Source organism: Falsibacillus albus (assembly GCF_003668575.1).
Taxonomy (GTDB): Bacteria; Bacillota; Bacilli; order Bacillales; family DSM-25281; genus Falsibacillus; species Falsibacillus albus.
The window spans coordinates 112,288-128,887 of the sequence record NZ_RCVZ01000007.1 but is presented as its reverse complement, the minus strand read 5'-3'; the positions used below and the strand labels follow the sequence as shown (position 1 = coordinate 128,887).

Sequence of the window (16,600 nt, the reverse complement as noted above, 5' to 3'; positions counted from 1 at the left end):
CATACTTCATAAAAAAATTCCCTGTCGAGGTGCATTTTTAGATTCACAATTATACAAGAACCATGAACAGTCAATTTTCAGATATCCATGTGTTTGCAAGCATGGCTTTCATCGGGAGTCAACCTTTCATTCAGCCCCTGGATTCAAAGGATTGCATCGCTGCTCGATACTCCTTTCAGATACTTGGCTAAAGAATTTCCCGTTCGGTAAATACGGAAAGGAGAACGAATAGAATGATTGAAGTTTATATTGATGGCGCAAGTGCAGGAGATCCCGGCCCGAGTGGAGCAGGAATCTTTATCAATAATAATGGGAATGTGGAAAGGTACCAATACTTCCTTGGAGAAATGAATAATCATGAGGCTGAATATATTGCCTTATTAAAAGGGATCGAAATTTGTTTGGAAAAAGGATATAGGATCGTCTCTTTTCGGACAGATTCTAAGGCGGTCGTATCAGCCATGGAAAAAGAATTTGTCAAAAAGGAAAAATACAAGGTCATATTCTCCCAGGCTCTCGAACTTTCCAGGCAATTCGATCTGTTTTTCATCAAATGGGTGCCCAGTAAGGAAAATAGGGCGGATGAGCTTGCCAGAAACGCTATTCTGCATGAGAGAGACGGCAAATGCAAATGAATAAAAAGCTGATCTCTGAAGCCTCACTTTTTTTTGTTACTTTCATATGGGGTACTACATTCGTTATCGTCCAAAATGCGCTATCTGTCATCCCCCCTATGACATTTAATTTCATTCGATTTTTATTGGCCGGAATCCTCCTCCTTCCTTTTCTGTACTTTACTAAGAAAAGGACGCAAGCGAAAAGGATGCGTTTGAAACTGTTTGCTTCCGGTATCATTTTGGGAATTTTCTTATTTTTAGGATATTCTTTGCAGACAATCGGCCTTCAATACACAACACCATCCAAGGCTGGTTTCATTACAGGACTCAGTGTCGTATTGGTGCCCTTACTTTCCTTTGCATTCCTGAAAAGGAGAGCTGCACCAATCGTCCTGGTCGGTGCAGCCTTTTCAGCCATCGGATTATATTTATTGACATTCGCGGGATCACATGCCATTAATAAAGGCGATGTCTATGTTTTTTTATGTGCGATCGGATTTACTTTCCATATCCTATACACTCATACTTTTTCAAAGAACGGTTCCTTATTGTCGTTGACGATCATCCAAATATTCACCGTGTCAATCCTGAGTGGAATGGCCTCGCTTGCCGTTGAAAATCCTTTTCATGCAATTAAGCCTGATATCATTTTTTCTCGGAATGTATTATTTGCCATTATGGTTACATCTGTTTTTGCGACTTCAGCGGCGTATTTGATTCAGACCATAAGTCAGACATACACCAGTCCCGCTAAGACTGCCATCATTTTTACAATGGAACCTGTCTTTGCCGCACTCACATCTTATTTCTGGATACACGAACGGTTATCGGGCAGTGCTGCAATGGGATGCTTTTTCATCCTTTCGGGGATGGTTCTTGCAGAAAACCCCTTCATCAGAATTATGAAAAAGAAAAAAGCTGTCCGCTGCACATAGCAGAAGGGACAGCTTTTTTGTTAAGCCAGCAGCCCGATCTTTCTTACATAATCAAGGGCATGATAGCGGGTTTGAATTTTATGCTCGATTAATGTTTCCAAAAGGGAAACGTAAAAACTGGCATCAAAGGACTTTTGTGTCTTTAAAGTGATTTCGATTGCCGCTTTCACCATTTGATCGGATGCCTCCGTGGAACGTTTCCCGAAATAAATGAAGCCGATCGCATCTTCTTCAAATTTAAAGCCTTTGTCTTGTAAATCAAGCAGAAAGTCCTCAAGAGATAGATTCTTTTTCACAAGCTTCTCCCACCCTTACATACAATCCCATTTATCTTACCTTAAATCTTCTGTTTTTTCTATCTTTTTTCGACAAATTATGACCCATCCAGCCGATGGCACTGCCCAGCAATGCACCGCCCAGAACCTCCTCAGGCTGATGCCCGAGCATTTCTTTCAGCCTCGTGTGGCTTGTCTGTTCAACGGCAACCGGGTCTTTCTCATGTATTTTCCTGATCAGTTCATCCAAGTCATTCACTTTCAATGTCAGCTCTCCTGTCTGTCGGCGAATACCTTGTGCATCATACATGACAATTAATCCAAATATTAAGGATAGAGCAAATTCAATAGCAGGTATTCCTTTTTTAAGACCGATGAAAGTTGTCAAGGAAGCGACCCCTGCGGAATGGGAACTCGGCATACCCCCAGTTTGAAAAAGCATTTTCCAGTTCCATTGACTTGACTTTACGTAGTGAATGGGTATCTTTAACGCCTGTGCAGCAATGATGCTGATAAAAGCTGTATATACTCCTTTATTCATCATTCATACCTCCAATACATTGTTAGTATCTCCATTGCTCCTCATAATTTTCATCGAAAAGGGAGACGATTATGATTATGGAGGTGAAGAGATGAGCAAGAAGAATCACACCAATAGAGGCAATAAGCATTCTGGCGTTTCGCCTCAAGGCTATGCGGAAGACACCGAATTTGCACAGGAACCGAAGAGCAAGTTGGAAAATGCAGCAAAAAAAGCAACGAAAAAATAGCAAGTTAATAAAGCAAAAAATGACAAAAGGAATCGAGATAAAATCGTCTCGACTCCTTTTGTCTACAATGTTCTAAGCAGGGTTATGGAGGCTTAGAAATCAATCACCTTTTGATTATTGAACCCTTGATTTTGAACGATGAACCTTCTCAGTGCTTTAAGCTCTAGGGTTTCAATCATTTCATGCCCATCATCAGGGATTTCCTTCCAAATAGCTTGTTCGAGCGTAAATTCAAGCGGCACTTCGCAATGAATTTTAGCCAGCTGCCTGGATAAATGAAGCATTTCCATATCTGCTTCTAATTTTTTCTTTTGCCCGGGAGTCAGCTGCTGAATATTTTCGATGATTCCTTCAATATGCTCGAACTCCTGGATTAGTTTCATAGCTGTCTTCTCACCGATGCCCTTGACACCCGGATAGCCGTCGCTTGGGTCTCCCATTAAGGCTTTTACATCAATGAACTGTTCGGGAGTGATTCCTTTCTCTTCTTCAAATACCTCGTGGGTATACCATTTATAATTTCCAAACCCTTTTTGCAGGATAAGTACGTCAATGTTGTTGTCAAGTAATTGCAGCAAATCTTTATCGCCAGTCAAGATCGTGATTTTTGCATCTTGGACCTTTTTTGCAATCGTCCCTATGCAATCATCGGCTTCATAGCCAACTAGTCCAATATTTGGAAATCGGAAAGCACCCACCACTTCCTTGGCAAGATCGAATTGCGGAATCATTTCGACTGGAGGAGCTTCACGGTTCGCTTTGTATTCTGTATATAATTCATTTCTGAATGTCGCACTCCCCATATCCCAACATACTGCCGTATGCGTAGGCTGGATTTTATCGACAGCAGTCAGAAGATGCTTCATCAACCCTTGAATGGCATTGGTCGGCGTTCCTTTTGAATTAATCATGAATTGTCCCGTGACCGCCGTTGCATAAAATGACCGAAATAATAATGCCATCCCATCTATTAATAGCAAATGCTTGTCTTTTTTCATTTTCTTTATCACCTCAAGTGTTCCATTATAACATACTTGTTTGGCTGTTTCTTTTTTATCATCCGCTATTTTGTTCAGTTTCCACTTTATTTTCAGGATAGGAAATCCAATCACTATAACTGCCAGGGTATAATTTCACATTTTCATAGCCAGCTTCAATTAAAGTCAATATATTTGGTGTGGCAGTGATGCCTGATCCGCAATAAACGATGATGGGTTCCATTTTGTTGATTTCGCTGAACCTGCTTTGTTGATTCTTCAGAGATTTCCATTTCCCTTTCTCAAGAGCATCGGTCCATTCCTTATTGATCGCTCCGGGGATATGACCAGGGATTCGGTCTATCGGCTCTTCCAGACCCAAATAACGAACCCGCGAGCGTGAGTCGATCAATACAGCTTCCCGCTCATTTTGAACTACTTCCTTAACTTCGTCAACGGTTGCAATCATTGTTCCTCGTATATTTACCTCATACTCTGTTTTATGGCATTCCGGCAGCACACGGTCAATCGGGTATTGACTTTGTTTCCAGTCATGAAAGCCGCCGTCCAATATAAAAACATCCTTATGTCCTGCATACTTTAAAAGCCACCAGCATCTAGAGGCAAACGCCCCTTCCCCGCTATCATAAATGACTATCTTCGAATCACGGTCGATTCCCGCCTTCTCCAATAAACGTTGGAAATCATCCATCGAAGGGAGCGGGTGTCTTCCGCCATGCTCAGAAACATCTCCAGAAAGATCCTTTTCCAAATGAAAGTAGACGGCACCTGGGATGTGCCCATCGGAATATTCCCTTGCACCCTTTCCAGGGTCATTTAAAGAAAATCGGCAATCAATCACTCTAATATTCTCGCCATTCTTTAACGCATTCCAAACACTTTCCTTTTGGATCAATGATTTCATTTTCCCATCTCCCTTTTTTTCATCAAATCGACCACATGTGTTTTAGGCTCCCAGCAATTGAATTGATAATCGGGCTTCGTTTCATAATTCAGCCGCGTGCATCGATACTTCATCCTTCGGGGAGCGTATTTCCGGGCTTCGAAATGAATGCATGTCGCACAAGCATGGAATGGATTCTTAATCATCAGGCTCACCTTCCCGAAATTATTCTTCAGTCAGAACACGCCTGACTTCAAGCCAATCGTCCATATTCACTTCGACATCCAACACATTGAGCCAACCGTTTATTTGATCATTGGCATCATCCTTCATTGCTTCGATCAAATCATGCAATTGTTCATCCAAATACTCAAATAAAAATGCTGCAGTTTCTTTCTTTTGGATACTTAAATATTCCTCTGACAGTGGCTTGAGAATAGTTTCAAGCTTTTCCTGCATGACTTTTTTCTCGCCTTTTTCAAAAAATGCTTTTGGATTCTTGAAATACTTAAACGTTTTTTTCATTTCTTCGAGGTCGCTTTCTGAAAATGCTTCAGGATATTTAATCGTTTCAAGCGATTGGGGCTCAAATTGTGTGAAGACCAATTCACTTTCCACTTTTCTGCAAACTTCCTGCAGCCTAGAAAACTCTTGTCCCAACGCTCTCTTCGCATGATTTTCAAGTCTTAAAGATGTTGATCTCATTTCCTGTGATAAATCAAAAGATAGAGTGGCTGTGAGGTCCTTTAGTGCTTTCTCCAAAAGGCTCCGATCATTTTTATTCAGCAGTGCCGGATTAAAAGATTCCTTAAAGAAATCAGAAAATCTGAAAAAGACACGTTGGTGGACATAGTGGACCAATTCATCCGCTTCTTGCTGAAGACTTGTTTTCATGAATTCAGAGGATGTCTCCCTGAACAAATCCCCAAGTTGATGTTGCAGCTTGATCAACTTTTCTCTTTTCTCCGCTTTATCCTCCTGAGATTGTTTGGAGGCATCAATCAATTGGTCCACACGTTCAACGGCTTTATTCCATTCCCGTTCCGAAGATTCGATCGCCATTGCCGTTAAATCATCGGATAAGAACCGATTGAATTCATCCTTGAAGTGATGCATGAATGACTGATTTCGATCAGCTTCATCACCGAGAGCCAACAAACTGGAAACTCCAAATAGCCGAGGCTTCCTGATTCCATATTCCTGCAGCTGCCCATGAACATATTCAAGCACTTCTTCTTTTTCCTGATTGGAGTCTGCTAGATCCACTGCATTGACAATAAAGAACATTTTATCAAGCTCAAATGCGTCTTTTACACGGCCAAGCTGAATCAAGAATTCACGGTCCGCTTTTGAAAAGGCATGGTTGTAATAAGTCACAAACAAGATTGCATCCGAGTTTTTGATATATTCAAATGATACGCCCGTATGGCGTGCATTTATGGAGTCCGCTCCAGGGGTATCAACCAGGGTTATCCCCTGCTTGGTGAATTCAGATTCAAAATACAAATCAATCGCTTCGACAAAACAAGATTGGCTTTCATTAGCTACATACCCTCTAAATCCTTCCAAATCGGTTTTCAATGCTTCATCCAGGTGCTTGGAGTGTTGTAGGAATCCATCCAAAAATGCATTCAGAAAAGATAGATGAACCTTTTCCTTGCCTTCGATTTTTTTCATGTTGATTTTCGGGATGATTTCAAGAGCATCCTCGAAATCACGACAATCTTCATTGAATATATTCAACGAACGCTTTACATCCGCCAGCATATTTTCCCTCGACTTGAAGTGGACTTGTGCCGTTCCATGGGTGAAATCCCTGGTAGGCGGACAGATTCGATTGATTGCAGCCGTTGTGGGATTTGGTGATACCGGAAGAACCCCTTTTCCTAGAAGAGCATTGGCAAAGGAAGATTTTCCGGCACTGAATGCCCCGAACAGCGCAATTGTAAAGGATTGATTTCCTAAACGATCTGCCTTCTGTGCCAACGATTTAGCCATTCGTTCAAAACCGATTTTATCCTTTAAAAGATCTGATGCTTTGACCAGCTTATTTGTCATATCTTCAAGTGAGATCGAAGTCGAGACCATTCGCTCCGCTTGAACTTGAGGGGATTTCTCATTAATGGGCGCTTGTTTTGTTGAAATGACTTTGTCCGGATTGTATATTTCTACATCCTTTCGATCATGTTCAAGCTTTTCCAGCCATTTTTGATATTCCTGATCGGTGATCGTGAGAGCAAGATTAAAATCTGACTCCTTATTGGCTCTTTCATCTCCGATTCTCATTAATTGACGGACCGCTTCCGACATAGGAAGAAGAGATGACAACTTTGATTCCAGCTGGTCAATTTGACCGCTATCCTGGCTTCTTATTTCTATTAAAAATTTATCGACCAACGAATTAATTTCCGTTTTTGCAATCTTTTTGAGCTTTTCCACTAAATCATTGCAATAATTGAGTACATAATCACCAGACAATCTTGCTCCTGATTTCACTGTTTCCGTGATTAGTCCCTTATCAAATGGAACTGAAAGGTTTTGAGAAGCAGACTGTACTTCCGGACTATTGAGATTTAATTGCTTGTACTCTTCTGCAAATAATTGCCTAAGATGCCATTCAAGCTGCGTCTGCACTTGCCCTTTTAAGCCTTGGTAAAAATCATTCAACCTTGCTTCTCTTTCTGCTTCCGTCTTTTTCTTACCGAACAGCAGCCCGACCTTAAAGTCAGGTTGAACGGATTCCAAATACTTTTCAGCGAGGCTCCTTGTTTCAAAAGGCATTAAATAAGCATTTTTCAAAATTTCCGTTGATGCGGTCCCCATCTTTTCCGTCCAGGCATGATCGCGATTCTCAAGGGAAGCTATTTCTTCCTTTAAGGAATCTTCTTTTTCAATTAATTGTAAATATTCGTTTTCAGGGATAGTTGAAAGCTTCTCTCTGTATGGGGAAGCCAATTCCTCTTCCGATTGGAGAAGCCATTCCATATGCTCTTTCTCAAGCTTCGCAATCGCGGTGGAAGCTGAAGCATCCAGATGCTTTTCTTTTTCCTCCAACGTTTTCCTGATAATTTTCTTAAGTTCAATCAATTGATTCTCAGGTCCTGATACATCCTTAGCAGATGTAAAGAAGATCTCTTTCGGGTGCACTTCCCAGGATTCAAATGAATTTCTTACAGACTTTTTGAAATCGGAAAAAGAAAGTTCTTCCTCTCTGTGCTTGTCAATTTGATTGACGATTAAATACAATTCTGCCCCGTGTTTCAATAAGTCTTTCGTATACACGAAATTCAATTCTGATTGAACGTGATTGTAATCCATGACATAGAACACGATATCGGCTAAATGAATGGCTGATTCCGTTGAAATTCTGTGTGCTTCATCAGTCGAATCGACCCCAGGGGTATCCATGATGGTTATTCCATGCGGGATATTGGTCTCGCTTCTTTCAATTTCAATGGACTCAACCTCTTCACCATTCCGGCAAAACCCTTTGATCATTTCAAAGTCGTATGGGGATTGAAATAAAAGTGATCGATCGTTCCGATAATTAACTTTTGCAAAATCTTGGCTTCCACTATGAATTTTGACTAAATTGGCACTTGTCGGAATCGGGCTTGATGGAAGTACTTGCTCCCCGAGCAGGTTATTGATCAAAGTGGATTTTCCTGCTGAAAAATGGCCCGTAAAAGCGATAATAAATTCTTTCTGATAAACTTTTTTTATCAGCAGCATTGCTTTTTCAGCCGTTGTGTAGTCTTCGTTTTTTATCAACTTTTCGTACAATTCAATTGCTTGATTCAATAATGAGTGCTGTGAGACTTTCTCCATTAGATGAAAACTCCCTATCTTTTGTAATAACGCTTTAATTGTAACGGATTTTCATTCGTTTTCCTATAAAATGCAGCAAATAAAAAAGGCTCTAAAATACGAATGGCCTCACCTATACCATATGCAGCAAAAGCTGATCGGTCATTAGGAGAGGCCAGGCCCGAAAGGAAATTCCCATTTATTGAGTTCTAAGTATATTTTTTAATACATATGACATAAGCAATCCATAGATGATAACGGTTCCTGCAGCAAAAATCCAAGTCAACGAGAACACCGTCCTTTTAATTGAGAATAATATTCATCTTCAATTCCATAGTAGCACAATCGAGAATGATTTTCAATGAACCATTTACTTGAATTTAGGCAGGAATCGATTTTCATTCTTATAGGCAGTCTCATAATTGGTTGCTCCTGACAGTGCCTTTTCCTCTATGGGAATTCTTATGGACAATATCAATGCATTCAGGACCGTGAAGGCAAACAAGGTGAAGTATGCGTGAAACATCATGGGGATGAGCAGTAATTCCAAGGTCACAATCAAATAATTAGGATGTCTCATCAATTTATAGGGTCCTTTCTTGGGCACTTTTGCCTCTGGCAGGACGATGATTTTCGTATTCCAATATTCACCCAATGATGAGATCGCCCATATTCGTGCAGCTTGAGTGAATAAAAACATGGTGAATAAATAGGGCAGCAGTGGAGAGCTGAATTTTGCCCCCAAATCCACTTCGGTCATCATCGAAACGAAAAAAAGAACATGGATCAACACCATGAATCGATAGTGCCCTTTGCCGAATTCGATGGCTCCTTTTGCCTTTAAATACTTTTCATTCCTCCTGGCGATAATCAATTCAAAGATTCTTTGGAAAGCAATGACTGACAACATTACATAAAAAAACATCATTTCCACCTCAGTAACAATAATTCAGAACTGAATCCGGGGCCAAGCGCTGTAGCCAAACCCAATTGGCCAGGAGGACAATTCTTCAGCATAAATCGTTTCAGTACATATAAAACGGTGGCGGAGGACATATTTCCAAACTCTTTCAATACTTGCAAAGAGGTTTCGGTCATATCAGGAGGAATTTTTAATGCTTCCTGATAGGCTTGAATGACTTTTTTCCCTCCTGGATGCGCAACAAAATGACTCAAATCGGAAATGTCCAAGCCATGTTTTTGTAAAAACTTTTCGACGTTTGGCCTTAGCCATCTTTCAATTATCGATGGGATGTCTTTTGAAAAAATGACATGCAGCCCATTATCCTTCATATCCCATCCCATCACATCAAGCGAATTCTTCATCAATGTTGATTGAGTTGCAATGATTTCTGGTGAAGAAAGCTTTTCAACTCCATTATCGCATGCATCCCCTACAACAAGTGCACAGGCTACCCCATCTGCAAATAGCGAAGTACCGATTAAATTGCTTTTGGAATGGTCATTTTGTTGAAAAGTCAAACTGCACAGTTCAATGGAAAGGACAAGGACTTTTGAAGAAGGGAAAGCGAGACAATATTCAAAAGCGCGAGATAGCCCTGAAGCACCGCCGGCACAGCCAAGCCCCCAAATCGGAATGCGCTTGGTATGTTCCGAAAATGGGATGAGGTTCATTATCCTGGCTTCTAGACTTGGAGTGGAAAAACCAGTTGTACAAATGGTGAAGATCGCATCGATTTCTTCAGTTGGTATGGTTTCTTTTAAAAAGGATTTTGAACCTAAACACTTCTTGATCGCCTGTGTCCCCAACTCCACGGCACTTTCAATAAATGCATCATTTTTTTCACCTAGACTATGTTCTTCTGAAAACCACTTTAAATCCTTGGCAAAAAAGCGCGATTGAATTTCTCCATTTATAAATACCTTTAAAAGTCGTTCGATATTCCCATGGGATTTCGAAAACATTGAATGAATAAAGTCCCTTGCATCCTCCTGCATCACTTTAAACGGAGGAACGGCTTCTTCAATCGAGATCACTCTAGGCATCGTCATCACTCCCTCATAGCATTAAGGATATCTTTTCCAAAAATTCCTCGGTTATGCATTTCAGGGGACCATTTAAGGTGACAGGCACCAAAGGTACAGGGGTGTTTGATTTTTTTGAAAAATAGGAAATATGTACCCATATTGGTTTTTATTTATGGTATTATATTTTTAGACAAATTATCGGGGGTTTCGACATGACCATAACTAAAGCCGTTACAGATGTCCTTAACGGAACAATCAAATCCATCAAATCTGTCATACCGATTCCTTTACATATTCATCAGCCTTCCTTGATATCACATCCTTATTATCATCAAAGTATGGCTGTTCTGATCGGGATGACCGGGGATGTCAGGGGCAGAATATTAATTGATGGCCATGAAAGTGTATTTTCACAAATCGGATCTTCCATGTTCGGTATGCCGCTGGAAGGAGAAATGCTGGAATCATTCGCAGGGGAATTAGGTAATATGATTGCGGGGAATCTATCCACCAAGGTTTTTCAAGATGGATTCAACATGGATATCACTCCCCCAACGGTCATGGTCGGGCATTCGAAGGTTTCAGGTTTCGACAAGGCCCTTCAGCTGCCGATTCAACTCCAAGACATCGGTGATCTGCTCGTCATCTTGATGATCGATAAACATAGCAAATAAAAAAGGGATGTCTCCAAAGAGCAAGTCATTTTGAAGACATTCCTTATTTATTTGCATTTATTTTTATATTTCTACTTTGTTACCACCGCTGTTGATTTCCGTACAAGCCTTCGCTTTCCGCGGGGCCTCACACGAAGTGAGAGCGTTCGATGTTGGCACAGGACAAGGAATGCTTCGGAAGCGACCCATCGCACGAAGAAAAATGCCTGGCATTTTTCGAGGATGTGCCGAACTTAATCGAACATCCCCCCAACCTCTCCTCTACTTGCTGCGGGGTCTCACCTCTCTAGCTCTGGGGCTTAGGGGCTCGAGGTCATAAGCAGGTTCTGTCAAAAAGGGAAAGGACGCCTTTCCGTCAGATTCGTCTTATGCTTGTCGCCCCTAGGCAAAGCCACGCCGCTTTTCTAACTGTCCCCCTAATCCTGCCCGAGTCTTCGTCTTGTACTCCAATCAACAGCTGGAAATGGGCAAATATCAATACCAATCTTTAGCAGAGGCTATTTTTAAAATCCGTGGATCGTCATTCCTCCGTCGACAAAGATGGTCTGTCCGGATATGTATTTTCCTGCATCTGACGCCAAAAAGACCGTTGGGCCGACTAGTTCTTCCAATTCACCGATCCTTTTAAGAGGAGTCACTGCCAAAATGTCATCTACATACTCCTGATCCTGGAGAAGCTTTTCCGTTAAAGGTGTACGGAAATACCATGGTCCGATGGCATTGACATTAATATTGTATCCTCCCCATTCAAGGGCTAAGACCTTTGTCATTTGAATGAGGGCAGCTTTAGTAGCTGCATAGACTACACCTGTACGAAGGGCAACTGTACCCGCAACCGATGCGATGGTGATGATTTTTCCGCCATTTGCCTCTTTCATGTGCTTTCCCGTTTCCTGAGACATCATGAATGCCGATTTCAAATTTGTATCCATGATTTTTTCCCATTCCTCATCCGACACCTCCAATGCCCTTGATCGGATATTCATTCCAGCATTATTAACCAATACGTCAATTCTCCCAAAAGTTTCAGCTGTTTGATCAATCGCTTTTCTTACCTCTTCCCTGGAAGTTACATCTGTCGGAAGAACAAGTGCGGTTCTGCCCATCTTTTCAATATGGGATGCCGTTTCCATTAAATCCCCTTCTGTTCTCGCAAGCAACGCTACATCTGCTCCAGCTTCGGCCATCCCGATTGCAATGGCTCGTCCAATTCCTCGCCCTGCACCTGTTACGATTGCCGATTTTCCCTTTAGATCAAAGGAAGGTAAATACATCGACCGACACTCCTTCTTCTATGCTATTTTCTGAAATTTCCCTCTTATTTTATCATAGATTCACCTTGATCATTTTATTTATGCTTAAAACCCTTTCTCAACAAAAAAGTGCTCCTAAAGGAACACTTTTTCTGTATTCATTACATGCGAAAAGGGTTTTTCCCATGCTCATCTTTATTGGATTGATGCTGTACTTGAATGACGATTTTTTTGGAAACTTCCCCCCCGCATACCGGGCATTCCCCTTGAATATCCGAAAGGCAGCGACAGCGATCACAATAATATTTTTCCATATTCATCTTTTTCTCCTCACAGGTGTTCCTATATATAGGATATTTCCGAATGACAAGAAAAGTGAAAAAAATCATTGTATTAACTTCAGCATTGGAAGAATGTAATTGTCCCTGATTCACAGAGGCAGTCTATAATTTATATACTTCTTTATATTTCTCTTTCAAATACTCGATCAGATGATTGGCATTCAATCCTTCTCCAGTGGCATCTTGCAAAATGTTCAATGGCTTTTTCATTTTTCCAAAGCGATGTACATTTTTGGTCATCCAAGCTTTTATTGGTTCAAGATCACCTTTCTCCAAAAGTTCATCATAGTTTGGAATTTCCTCAAGCATCTTATTTTTGAATTGAGCAGCATACATGTACCCAAGTGCATAAGATGGAAAATAGCCAAAGCTCCCACCGGACCAATGGACATCCTGGAGGACACCTTCTCCATCATTAGATGGCTTGATTCCTAAATACTGTTCATACTTTTCATTCCAAATCCTCGGCAGATCCCTGACCTCGATTTCATCGTTGATCAGCCCTTTTTCTATTTCGTACCTGACCATGATGTGTAGAGGATAGGTGAGTTCATCTGCTTCGATACGAATGAGTGATGGTTTGGATTCGTTAATGGCACGATAAAACTCATTCAATGGTACATCATCGAATTGACCATCCGAGCAGCTTTTCAATAAATCATAATTTTCCTGCCAAAATGATTTATTCCTTCCTACAAAATTCTCATAAAATAGGGATTGGGATTCATGAATGCCCATTGATGTCCCTGTACATAGTGGCGTTCCGACCAGCTCTTCCGATATATTTTGCTCATAAAGAGCATGGCCGCCTTCGTGGATGGTTCCAAAAACCGCGGTTCTAAAATCCTTTTCATCATATTTGGTGGTCACTCGAACATCACCAGGATTCAGGCCGATTGCAAAAGGGTGGACCGTTTCATCCAAACGCCCGGAATTAAAATCATAGCCCATTTTTTTCAGGATCGCCAAGCTGAATTCTTTTTGTTTTTCTTTCGGGAAATGTTTGAACAAGCATTCTGTCCTCGGTTTGTCGCTTGACTCTGCAATCTTTTGAACAAGCGGCACAATTTCACTTCGCAGCTGGGCAAAAACTTCATCAAGGATCTCGACTGTTACGCCTGGTTCATATATATCGAGCAGTGTATTGTATTTATTCTCCTTGTAGCCCCAATAGCCAATTAATTTCTTATTGAATTGTACGATCTTTTCCAAATATGGACGGAACAGTTCGAAATTTGATTCAGTTTTAGCCTGTTCCCATACACTTTCCGCCTTCGAGCATAGCACGATGTATTCCTTATATTCGTCTGAAGGAATTTTCTTATTTCGGTCATAATTCTCTTTGCACTCGTTCAATGTTTTTTGTGTCACTTCATTTAAAGCTTCCTTTTTGCCGGAGAGCTTTGCTATGTATGCCGCCATTTCTTCCGAAACAGACATATTGAACGCATCAGATGATAACATCCCGATTACTTCGGAACGCTGCTCGATTCCATTCTTGGGTGCGCCTGTTCGCATGTCCCAATACATTAAGCCAATCGCTTCATTATATGCAGACATTTTTTTCACATATTCCAAAAAATCTTTTTCTAAATCTGTCATGACTGCGGTCATTCATAGTCCCCCTTTTTATGATTTCTCCCATCCATTTTATCATATTTTTCAGAAAAGAAAGAAAAAGTTCCCAAAAAATAACGTTGGGTGTAAATAATCGCTCTTTTCGTAAAGTTTGCTGCTATTCATTAAAGGTTGGCTGCAGGATGCCCGCTTTCCGAGTGGCCTTACACGAAGTGAGGTGTTCGATGTTGGCACACAACGTGCAGAACTTAATTGAACATCCGCCCTATATCGCCTCGCTCCGCTGCGGGGTCTCACCTGACCCGCTAATCCCTCCGGAGTCTCGCACCTTCCGCTCCAATCAACTTCATATGATGAGTTATTTGAAAGAAAAATTGTTAAAACAACAATCTATTAGAAAACAGCAAAAAAATAAACATCACCTACGCTGCGCAAAGGTGATGTTCAATATGCAAAATTTAATTGATGGCTGCCGTATTGTGTAATGCCACTGGCAATAGTTTTTTCAAATGCCCGCCATATTTCTCCATTTCATTTTCATCCATGTAGACTGAAACAGTCCCAGCGTCTTCGGAGGTCCTAATCAGCCTTCCGAAGCCCTGTCTGAACCTTAACATCATATAAGGAAGGTCCACTTCCTTAAATGGGTCTTCAACGTGATTTCTTTTTGCCTCGAAAACTGGATCATTCGGTGGAAATGGCAGGGAAAAAATGATTACATTTGAAAGCGACTGGCCAGGTATGTCGAGCCCTTCCCATAAATGGTAGGAGCATAATACACTGCTTACATTCGTTTGAAACTCATATACTAATGTACTGATTTCTTGATCTCCTTCAAATAAAATCGCAAAAGGAAGTTCTTGATCATATTTTGCACAATAATTTTTAAAAGCTTTCAGATCACTTTCACTATTAAATAACACCAATGTTTGTCCATTGGATTTCATCAATGAATCAAGCGCCTCTTTACATTTCGACTCGATATTCATGGTCAATTTGAAATTGGCTTCCATCGCTTCATCATAATCAAATGGGGATTCTACGGAAAGTGATCCATAGGAATCAATGCCCAAAGAACTGCTGATATAAGTAAAATCCTGATCATTAGATAGTGTCGCAGATGAAAATACGAATGGAATGTTCTGTGAAAAAACTTCTTCCCTTAAAATATCTTCTACAAGCCTAGGCATGATTACCAGTGTACTTTCGCTGCGAGACTCTTCAAACCATGTTATCCCTTTATCATCCGTTGTAAAAAGCTTTAGAGAATAAGATATTTGTTCCAAATATTCTTCGACCACTTTCAGATCATACTCGTTGATGATATACATCTCTGAGTCAAGCACAAGCTCTTCCAACAGTTTTTCAATCATTCCTTGAAGACGTTCCGCTGATCGGATGATTTCTTCTGTCTTTGAAATGCGGTGCCGGTCTGAACCATCAGTGTATACCACACCGCTTTTTAACATGTCGAACCATTCATCATTCAAAGAGAGGACATCCTCAATCACATACAATGTTTTTTCTCTTACATCATTAGACAGGAGTTTCGTAAGCAGATCATTTAAGGTTTGCCATGTAATACGATATGTCAATGCCTTTTGGCTTGCAAATTCGAGTAAATGTCCTTCATCGAAAATGACCGAGCTTGCTTCAGGAAGCAATGGGAGCTGCCCTTCACGCTTTCTTGAATCCTTCGTCCAAACGTGCTCCATATAAAAATCATGTGAGCAAATAAGTAAATCTGCTGATTTCCGATAGTGCTCCCGATGCAAAGTTTGCCCGCATCGATGCCTTAGTTCACATGAGAGGCAATCCTGAAGTGGGTCCCAGCCGATTTGCTTCCACTCTTCATCGCTTAACGTCGAATATTCTTTGCGATCTCCGTATACATCGAATTTCTTCATCGAGCCGGGGGAATGTACAAAGTTGGGAAGGCTCTCAAAGACATCATCGAAGCTTTCATTATCCGAAGTTTCCATTACATGATTCAATTTTTGCAGGCACAAGTATTGATCACGTGATTTGGCAAGGCGGACATCAACCTTCAAATCAAGGGCTTTTTCCAGCTTTTTGATATCACCATCTTCCTTGACGAGCTGTTCAATAAGGGTTTCATCTGCACAAGCGATGATCGCAGGTTTGCCGGTATATCTGGCGTAGCATAATGCATAAAGCAGATAGACAAAAGTTTTACCTGTGCCGACTCCCGCCTCGGCAAAAATTACTTGTTTTTCTTTATATGCCTTCAATAATTGAAAGGCCATATAAATTTGTTCGTCACGAATTTCATATCCTTTTTCTGGTAAAATATCATAAAAAACATCTCCGATCCAATCATTGAGCAATTCATAGAAGGAGTCTGTCTTTGAAATTGCAAATGGTAGAGGATGATTCATAATGTACCTCCATTCTGTTTTAAAAAGCAATAAATTCTACTTTATCTCACTTTGCTTAATATGTATAGACTACTTTTTTTC

At 40.8% G+C, this 16,600-nt stretch carries 16 protein-coding genes; 5 read left to right on the top strand and 11 right to left on the bottom strand.

Annotated features, from left to right (window positions below; genetic code table 11):
* Window positions 1–233: 233 nt before the first annotated feature.
* The gene (locus D9X91_RS11740; protein WP_121680818.1) at window positions 234–635 is read left to right on the top strand and encodes a reverse transcriptase-like protein; all 402 of its coding nucleotides are present in this window, start codon (window positions 234–236) and stop codon (window positions 633–635) included.
* Entirely contained in the window at window positions 626–1,552 is a 927-nt protein-coding gene (locus D9X91_RS11735; protein ID WP_325050516.1) for a DMT family transporter, read from the top strand. The genes D9X91_RS11740 and D9X91_RS11735 overlap by 10 nt, the downstream gene beginning before the upstream one ends.
* A 20-nt stretch (window positions 1,553–1,572) precedes the next feature.
* Here D9X91_RS11735 and D9X91_RS11730 read toward each other — a convergent pair whose 3' ends face one another.
* A complete protein-coding gene (locus tag D9X91_RS11730) occupies window positions 1,573–1,848 on the bottom strand; it encodes a DUF6123 family protein (protein ID WP_121680817.1) in 276 nt (91 codons plus the stop codon).
* Window positions 1,849–1,879: 31 nt separating this feature from the next.
* A complete protein-coding gene (locus D9X91_RS11725) occupies window positions 1,880–2,368 on the bottom strand; it encodes a divergent PAP2 family protein (protein WP_121680816.1) in 489 nt (162 codons plus the stop codon).
* Window positions 2,369–2,459: 91 nt separating this feature from the next.
* Between D9X91_RS11725 and D9X91_RS11720 the strand changes: the two genes are divergently transcribed.
* Window positions 2,460–2,597, top strand: coding sequence for a small, acid-soluble spore protein L (locus D9X91_RS11720; protein ID WP_121680815.1), 138 nt, complete (start codon window positions 2,460–2,462; stop codon window positions 2,595–2,597).
* A gap of 92 nt (window positions 2,598–2,689) precedes the next feature.
* Here D9X91_RS11720 and D9X91_RS11715 read toward each other — a convergent pair whose 3' ends face one another.
* The 5 genes from D9X91_RS11715 to D9X91_RS11690 all read right to left on the bottom strand — a co-directional run bounded on the left by D9X91_RS11715 (window position 2,690) and on the right by D9X91_RS11690 (window position 10,292).
* A complete protein-coding gene (locus D9X91_RS11715) occupies window positions 2,690–3,595 on the bottom strand; it encodes a 5'-3' exonuclease (protein ID WP_121680814.1) in 906 nt (301 codons plus the stop codon).
* Between the two features lie 58 nt (window positions 3,596–3,653).
* Window positions 3,654–4,499 (bottom strand): sulfurtransferase, encoded by an 846-nt coding sequence (locus D9X91_RS11710; RefSeq protein ID WP_121680813.1) that lies wholly within the window; start codon window positions 4,497–4,499, stop codon window positions 3,654–3,656.
* Window positions 4,500–4,703: 204 nt separating this feature from the next.
* Window positions 4,704–8,306, bottom strand: a complete 3,603-nt coding sequence (locus tag D9X91_RS11700; RefSeq protein WP_121680811.1) for a dynamin family protein — start codon at window positions 8,304–8,306, stop codon at window positions 4,704–4,706.
* Window positions 8,307–8,655: 349 nt separating this feature from the next.
* Entirely contained in the window at window positions 8,656–9,210 is a 555-nt protein-coding gene (locus D9X91_RS11695) for an isoprenylcysteine carboxyl methyltransferase family protein (protein WP_121680810.1), read from the bottom strand.
* The gene (locus tag D9X91_RS11690) at window positions 9,210–10,292 is read right to left on the bottom strand and encodes a type III polyketide synthase (RefSeq protein WP_121680809.1); all 1,083 of its coding nucleotides are present in this window, start codon (window positions 10,290–10,292) and stop codon (window positions 9,210–9,212) included. The genes D9X91_RS11695 and D9X91_RS11690 overlap by 1 nt, the downstream gene beginning before the upstream one ends.
* Window positions 10,293–10,486: 194 nt before the next feature.
* Between D9X91_RS11690 and D9X91_RS11685 the strand changes: the two genes are divergently transcribed.
* Window positions 10,487–10,948 (top strand): chemotaxis protein CheX, encoded by a 462-nt coding sequence (locus D9X91_RS11685; RefSeq protein WP_121680808.1) that lies wholly within the window; start codon window positions 10,487–10,489, stop codon window positions 10,946–10,948.
* Window positions 10,949–11,451: 503 nt separating this feature from the next.
* Here the strand turns inward: D9X91_RS11685 and D9X91_RS11680 are convergent.
* The 3 genes from D9X91_RS11680 to D9X91_RS11675 all read right to left on the bottom strand — a co-directional run bounded on the left by D9X91_RS11680 (window position 11,452) and on the right by D9X91_RS11675 (window position 14,156).
* Window positions 11,452–12,222 (bottom strand): SDR family NAD(P)-dependent oxidoreductase, encoded by a 771-nt coding sequence (locus D9X91_RS11680; protein ID WP_121680807.1) that lies wholly within the window; start codon window positions 12,220–12,222, stop codon window positions 11,452–11,454.
* 140 nt (window positions 12,223–12,362) lie between these two features.
* Complete coding sequence (locus D9X91_RS22505; RefSeq protein ID WP_158598299.1) at window positions 12,363–12,521, bottom strand: hypothetical protein; 159 nt, start codon at window positions 12,519–12,521, stop codon at window positions 12,363–12,365.
* 123 nt (window positions 12,522–12,644) lie between these two features.
* On the bottom strand, window positions 12,645–14,156 hold the full coding sequence (locus D9X91_RS11675; RefSeq protein ID WP_121680806.1) for a carboxypeptidase M32: 1,512 nt from the start codon (window positions 14,154–14,156) through the stop codon (window positions 12,645–12,647).
* A gap of 188 nt (window positions 14,157–14,344) precedes the next feature.
* Here D9X91_RS11675 and D9X91_RS22360 point away from each other — a divergent pair, with 188 nt between their 5' ends.
* A complete protein-coding gene (locus D9X91_RS22360) occupies window positions 14,345–14,605 on the top strand; it encodes a hypothetical protein (RefSeq protein WP_148709072.1) in 261 nt (86 codons plus the stop codon).
* Here D9X91_RS22360 and D9X91_RS11670 read toward each other — a convergent pair.
* On the bottom strand, window positions 14,579–16,519 hold the full coding sequence (locus D9X91_RS11670; RefSeq protein ID WP_121680805.1) for an ATP-dependent DNA helicase: 1,941 nt from the start codon (window positions 16,517–16,519) through the stop codon (window positions 14,579–14,581). The two genes, D9X91_RS22360 and D9X91_RS11670, sit on opposite strands and share 27 nt — an antisense overlap.
* Window positions 16,520–16,600 lie beyond the last annotated feature (81 nt).

What these genes read in the sequence shown, in the direction of transcription:
- D9X91_RS11740 (WP_121680818.1), top strand. Translation starts at nt 234, where the DNA reads ATGATTGAAGTTTATATTGATGGCGCAAGTGCAGGAGATCCCGGCCCG.
- D9X91_RS11735 (WP_325050516.1), top strand. Translation starts at nt 626, where the DNA reads ATGCAAATGAATAAAAAGCTGATCTCTGAAGCCTCACTTTTTTTTGTT.
- D9X91_RS11725 (WP_121680816.1), bottom strand. Translation starts at nt 2,368, where the DNA reads ATGAATAAAGGAGTATATACAGCTTTTATCAGCATCATTGCTGCACAG.
- D9X91_RS11720 (WP_121680815.1), top strand. Translation starts at nt 2,460, where the DNA reads ATGAGCAAGAAGAATCACACCAATAGAGGCAATAAGCATTCTGGCGTT.
- D9X91_RS11715 (WP_121680814.1), bottom strand. Translation starts at nt 3,595, where the DNA reads ATGAAAAAAGACAAGCATTTGCTATTAATAGATGGGATGGCATTATTA.
- D9X91_RS11710 (WP_121680813.1), bottom strand. Translation starts at nt 4,499, where the DNA reads ATGAAATCATTGATCCAAAAGGAAAGTGTTTGGAATGCGTTAAAGAAT.
- D9X91_RS11700 (WP_121680811.1), bottom strand. Translation starts at nt 8,306, where the DNA reads ATGGAGAAAGTCTCACAGCACTCATTATTGAATCAAGCAATTGAATTG.
- D9X91_RS11695 (WP_121680810.1), bottom strand. Translation starts at nt 9,210, where the DNA reads ATGTTTTTTTATGTAATGTTGTCAGTCATTGCTTTCCAAAGAATCTTT.
- D9X91_RS11690 (WP_121680809.1), bottom strand. Translation starts at nt 10,292, where the DNA reads ATGCCTAGAGTGATCTCGATTGAAGAAGCCGTTCCTCCGTTTAAAGTG.
- D9X91_RS11685 (WP_121680808.1), top strand. Translation starts at nt 10,487, where the DNA reads ATGACCATAACTAAAGCCGTTACAGATGTCCTTAACGGAACAATCAAA.
- D9X91_RS11680 (WP_121680807.1), bottom strand. Translation starts at nt 12,222, where the DNA reads ATGTATTTACCTTCCTTTGATCTAAAGGGAAAATCGGCAATCGTAACA.
- D9X91_RS22505 (WP_158598299.1), bottom strand. Translation starts at nt 12,521, where the DNA reads ATGAATATGGAAAAATATTATTGTGATCGCTGTCGCTGCCTTTCGGAT.
- D9X91_RS11675 (WP_121680806.1), bottom strand. Translation starts at nt 14,156, where the DNA reads ATGACCGCAGTCATGACAGATTTAGAAAAAGATTTTTTGGAATATGTG.
- D9X91_RS22360 (WP_148709072.1), top strand. Translation starts at nt 14,345, where the DNA reads ATGTTGGCACACAACGTGCAGAACTTAATTGAACATCCGCCCTATATC.
- D9X91_RS11670 (WP_121680805.1), bottom strand. Translation starts at nt 16,519, where the DNA reads ATGAATCATCCTCTACCATTTGCAATTTCAAAGACAGACTCCTTCTAT.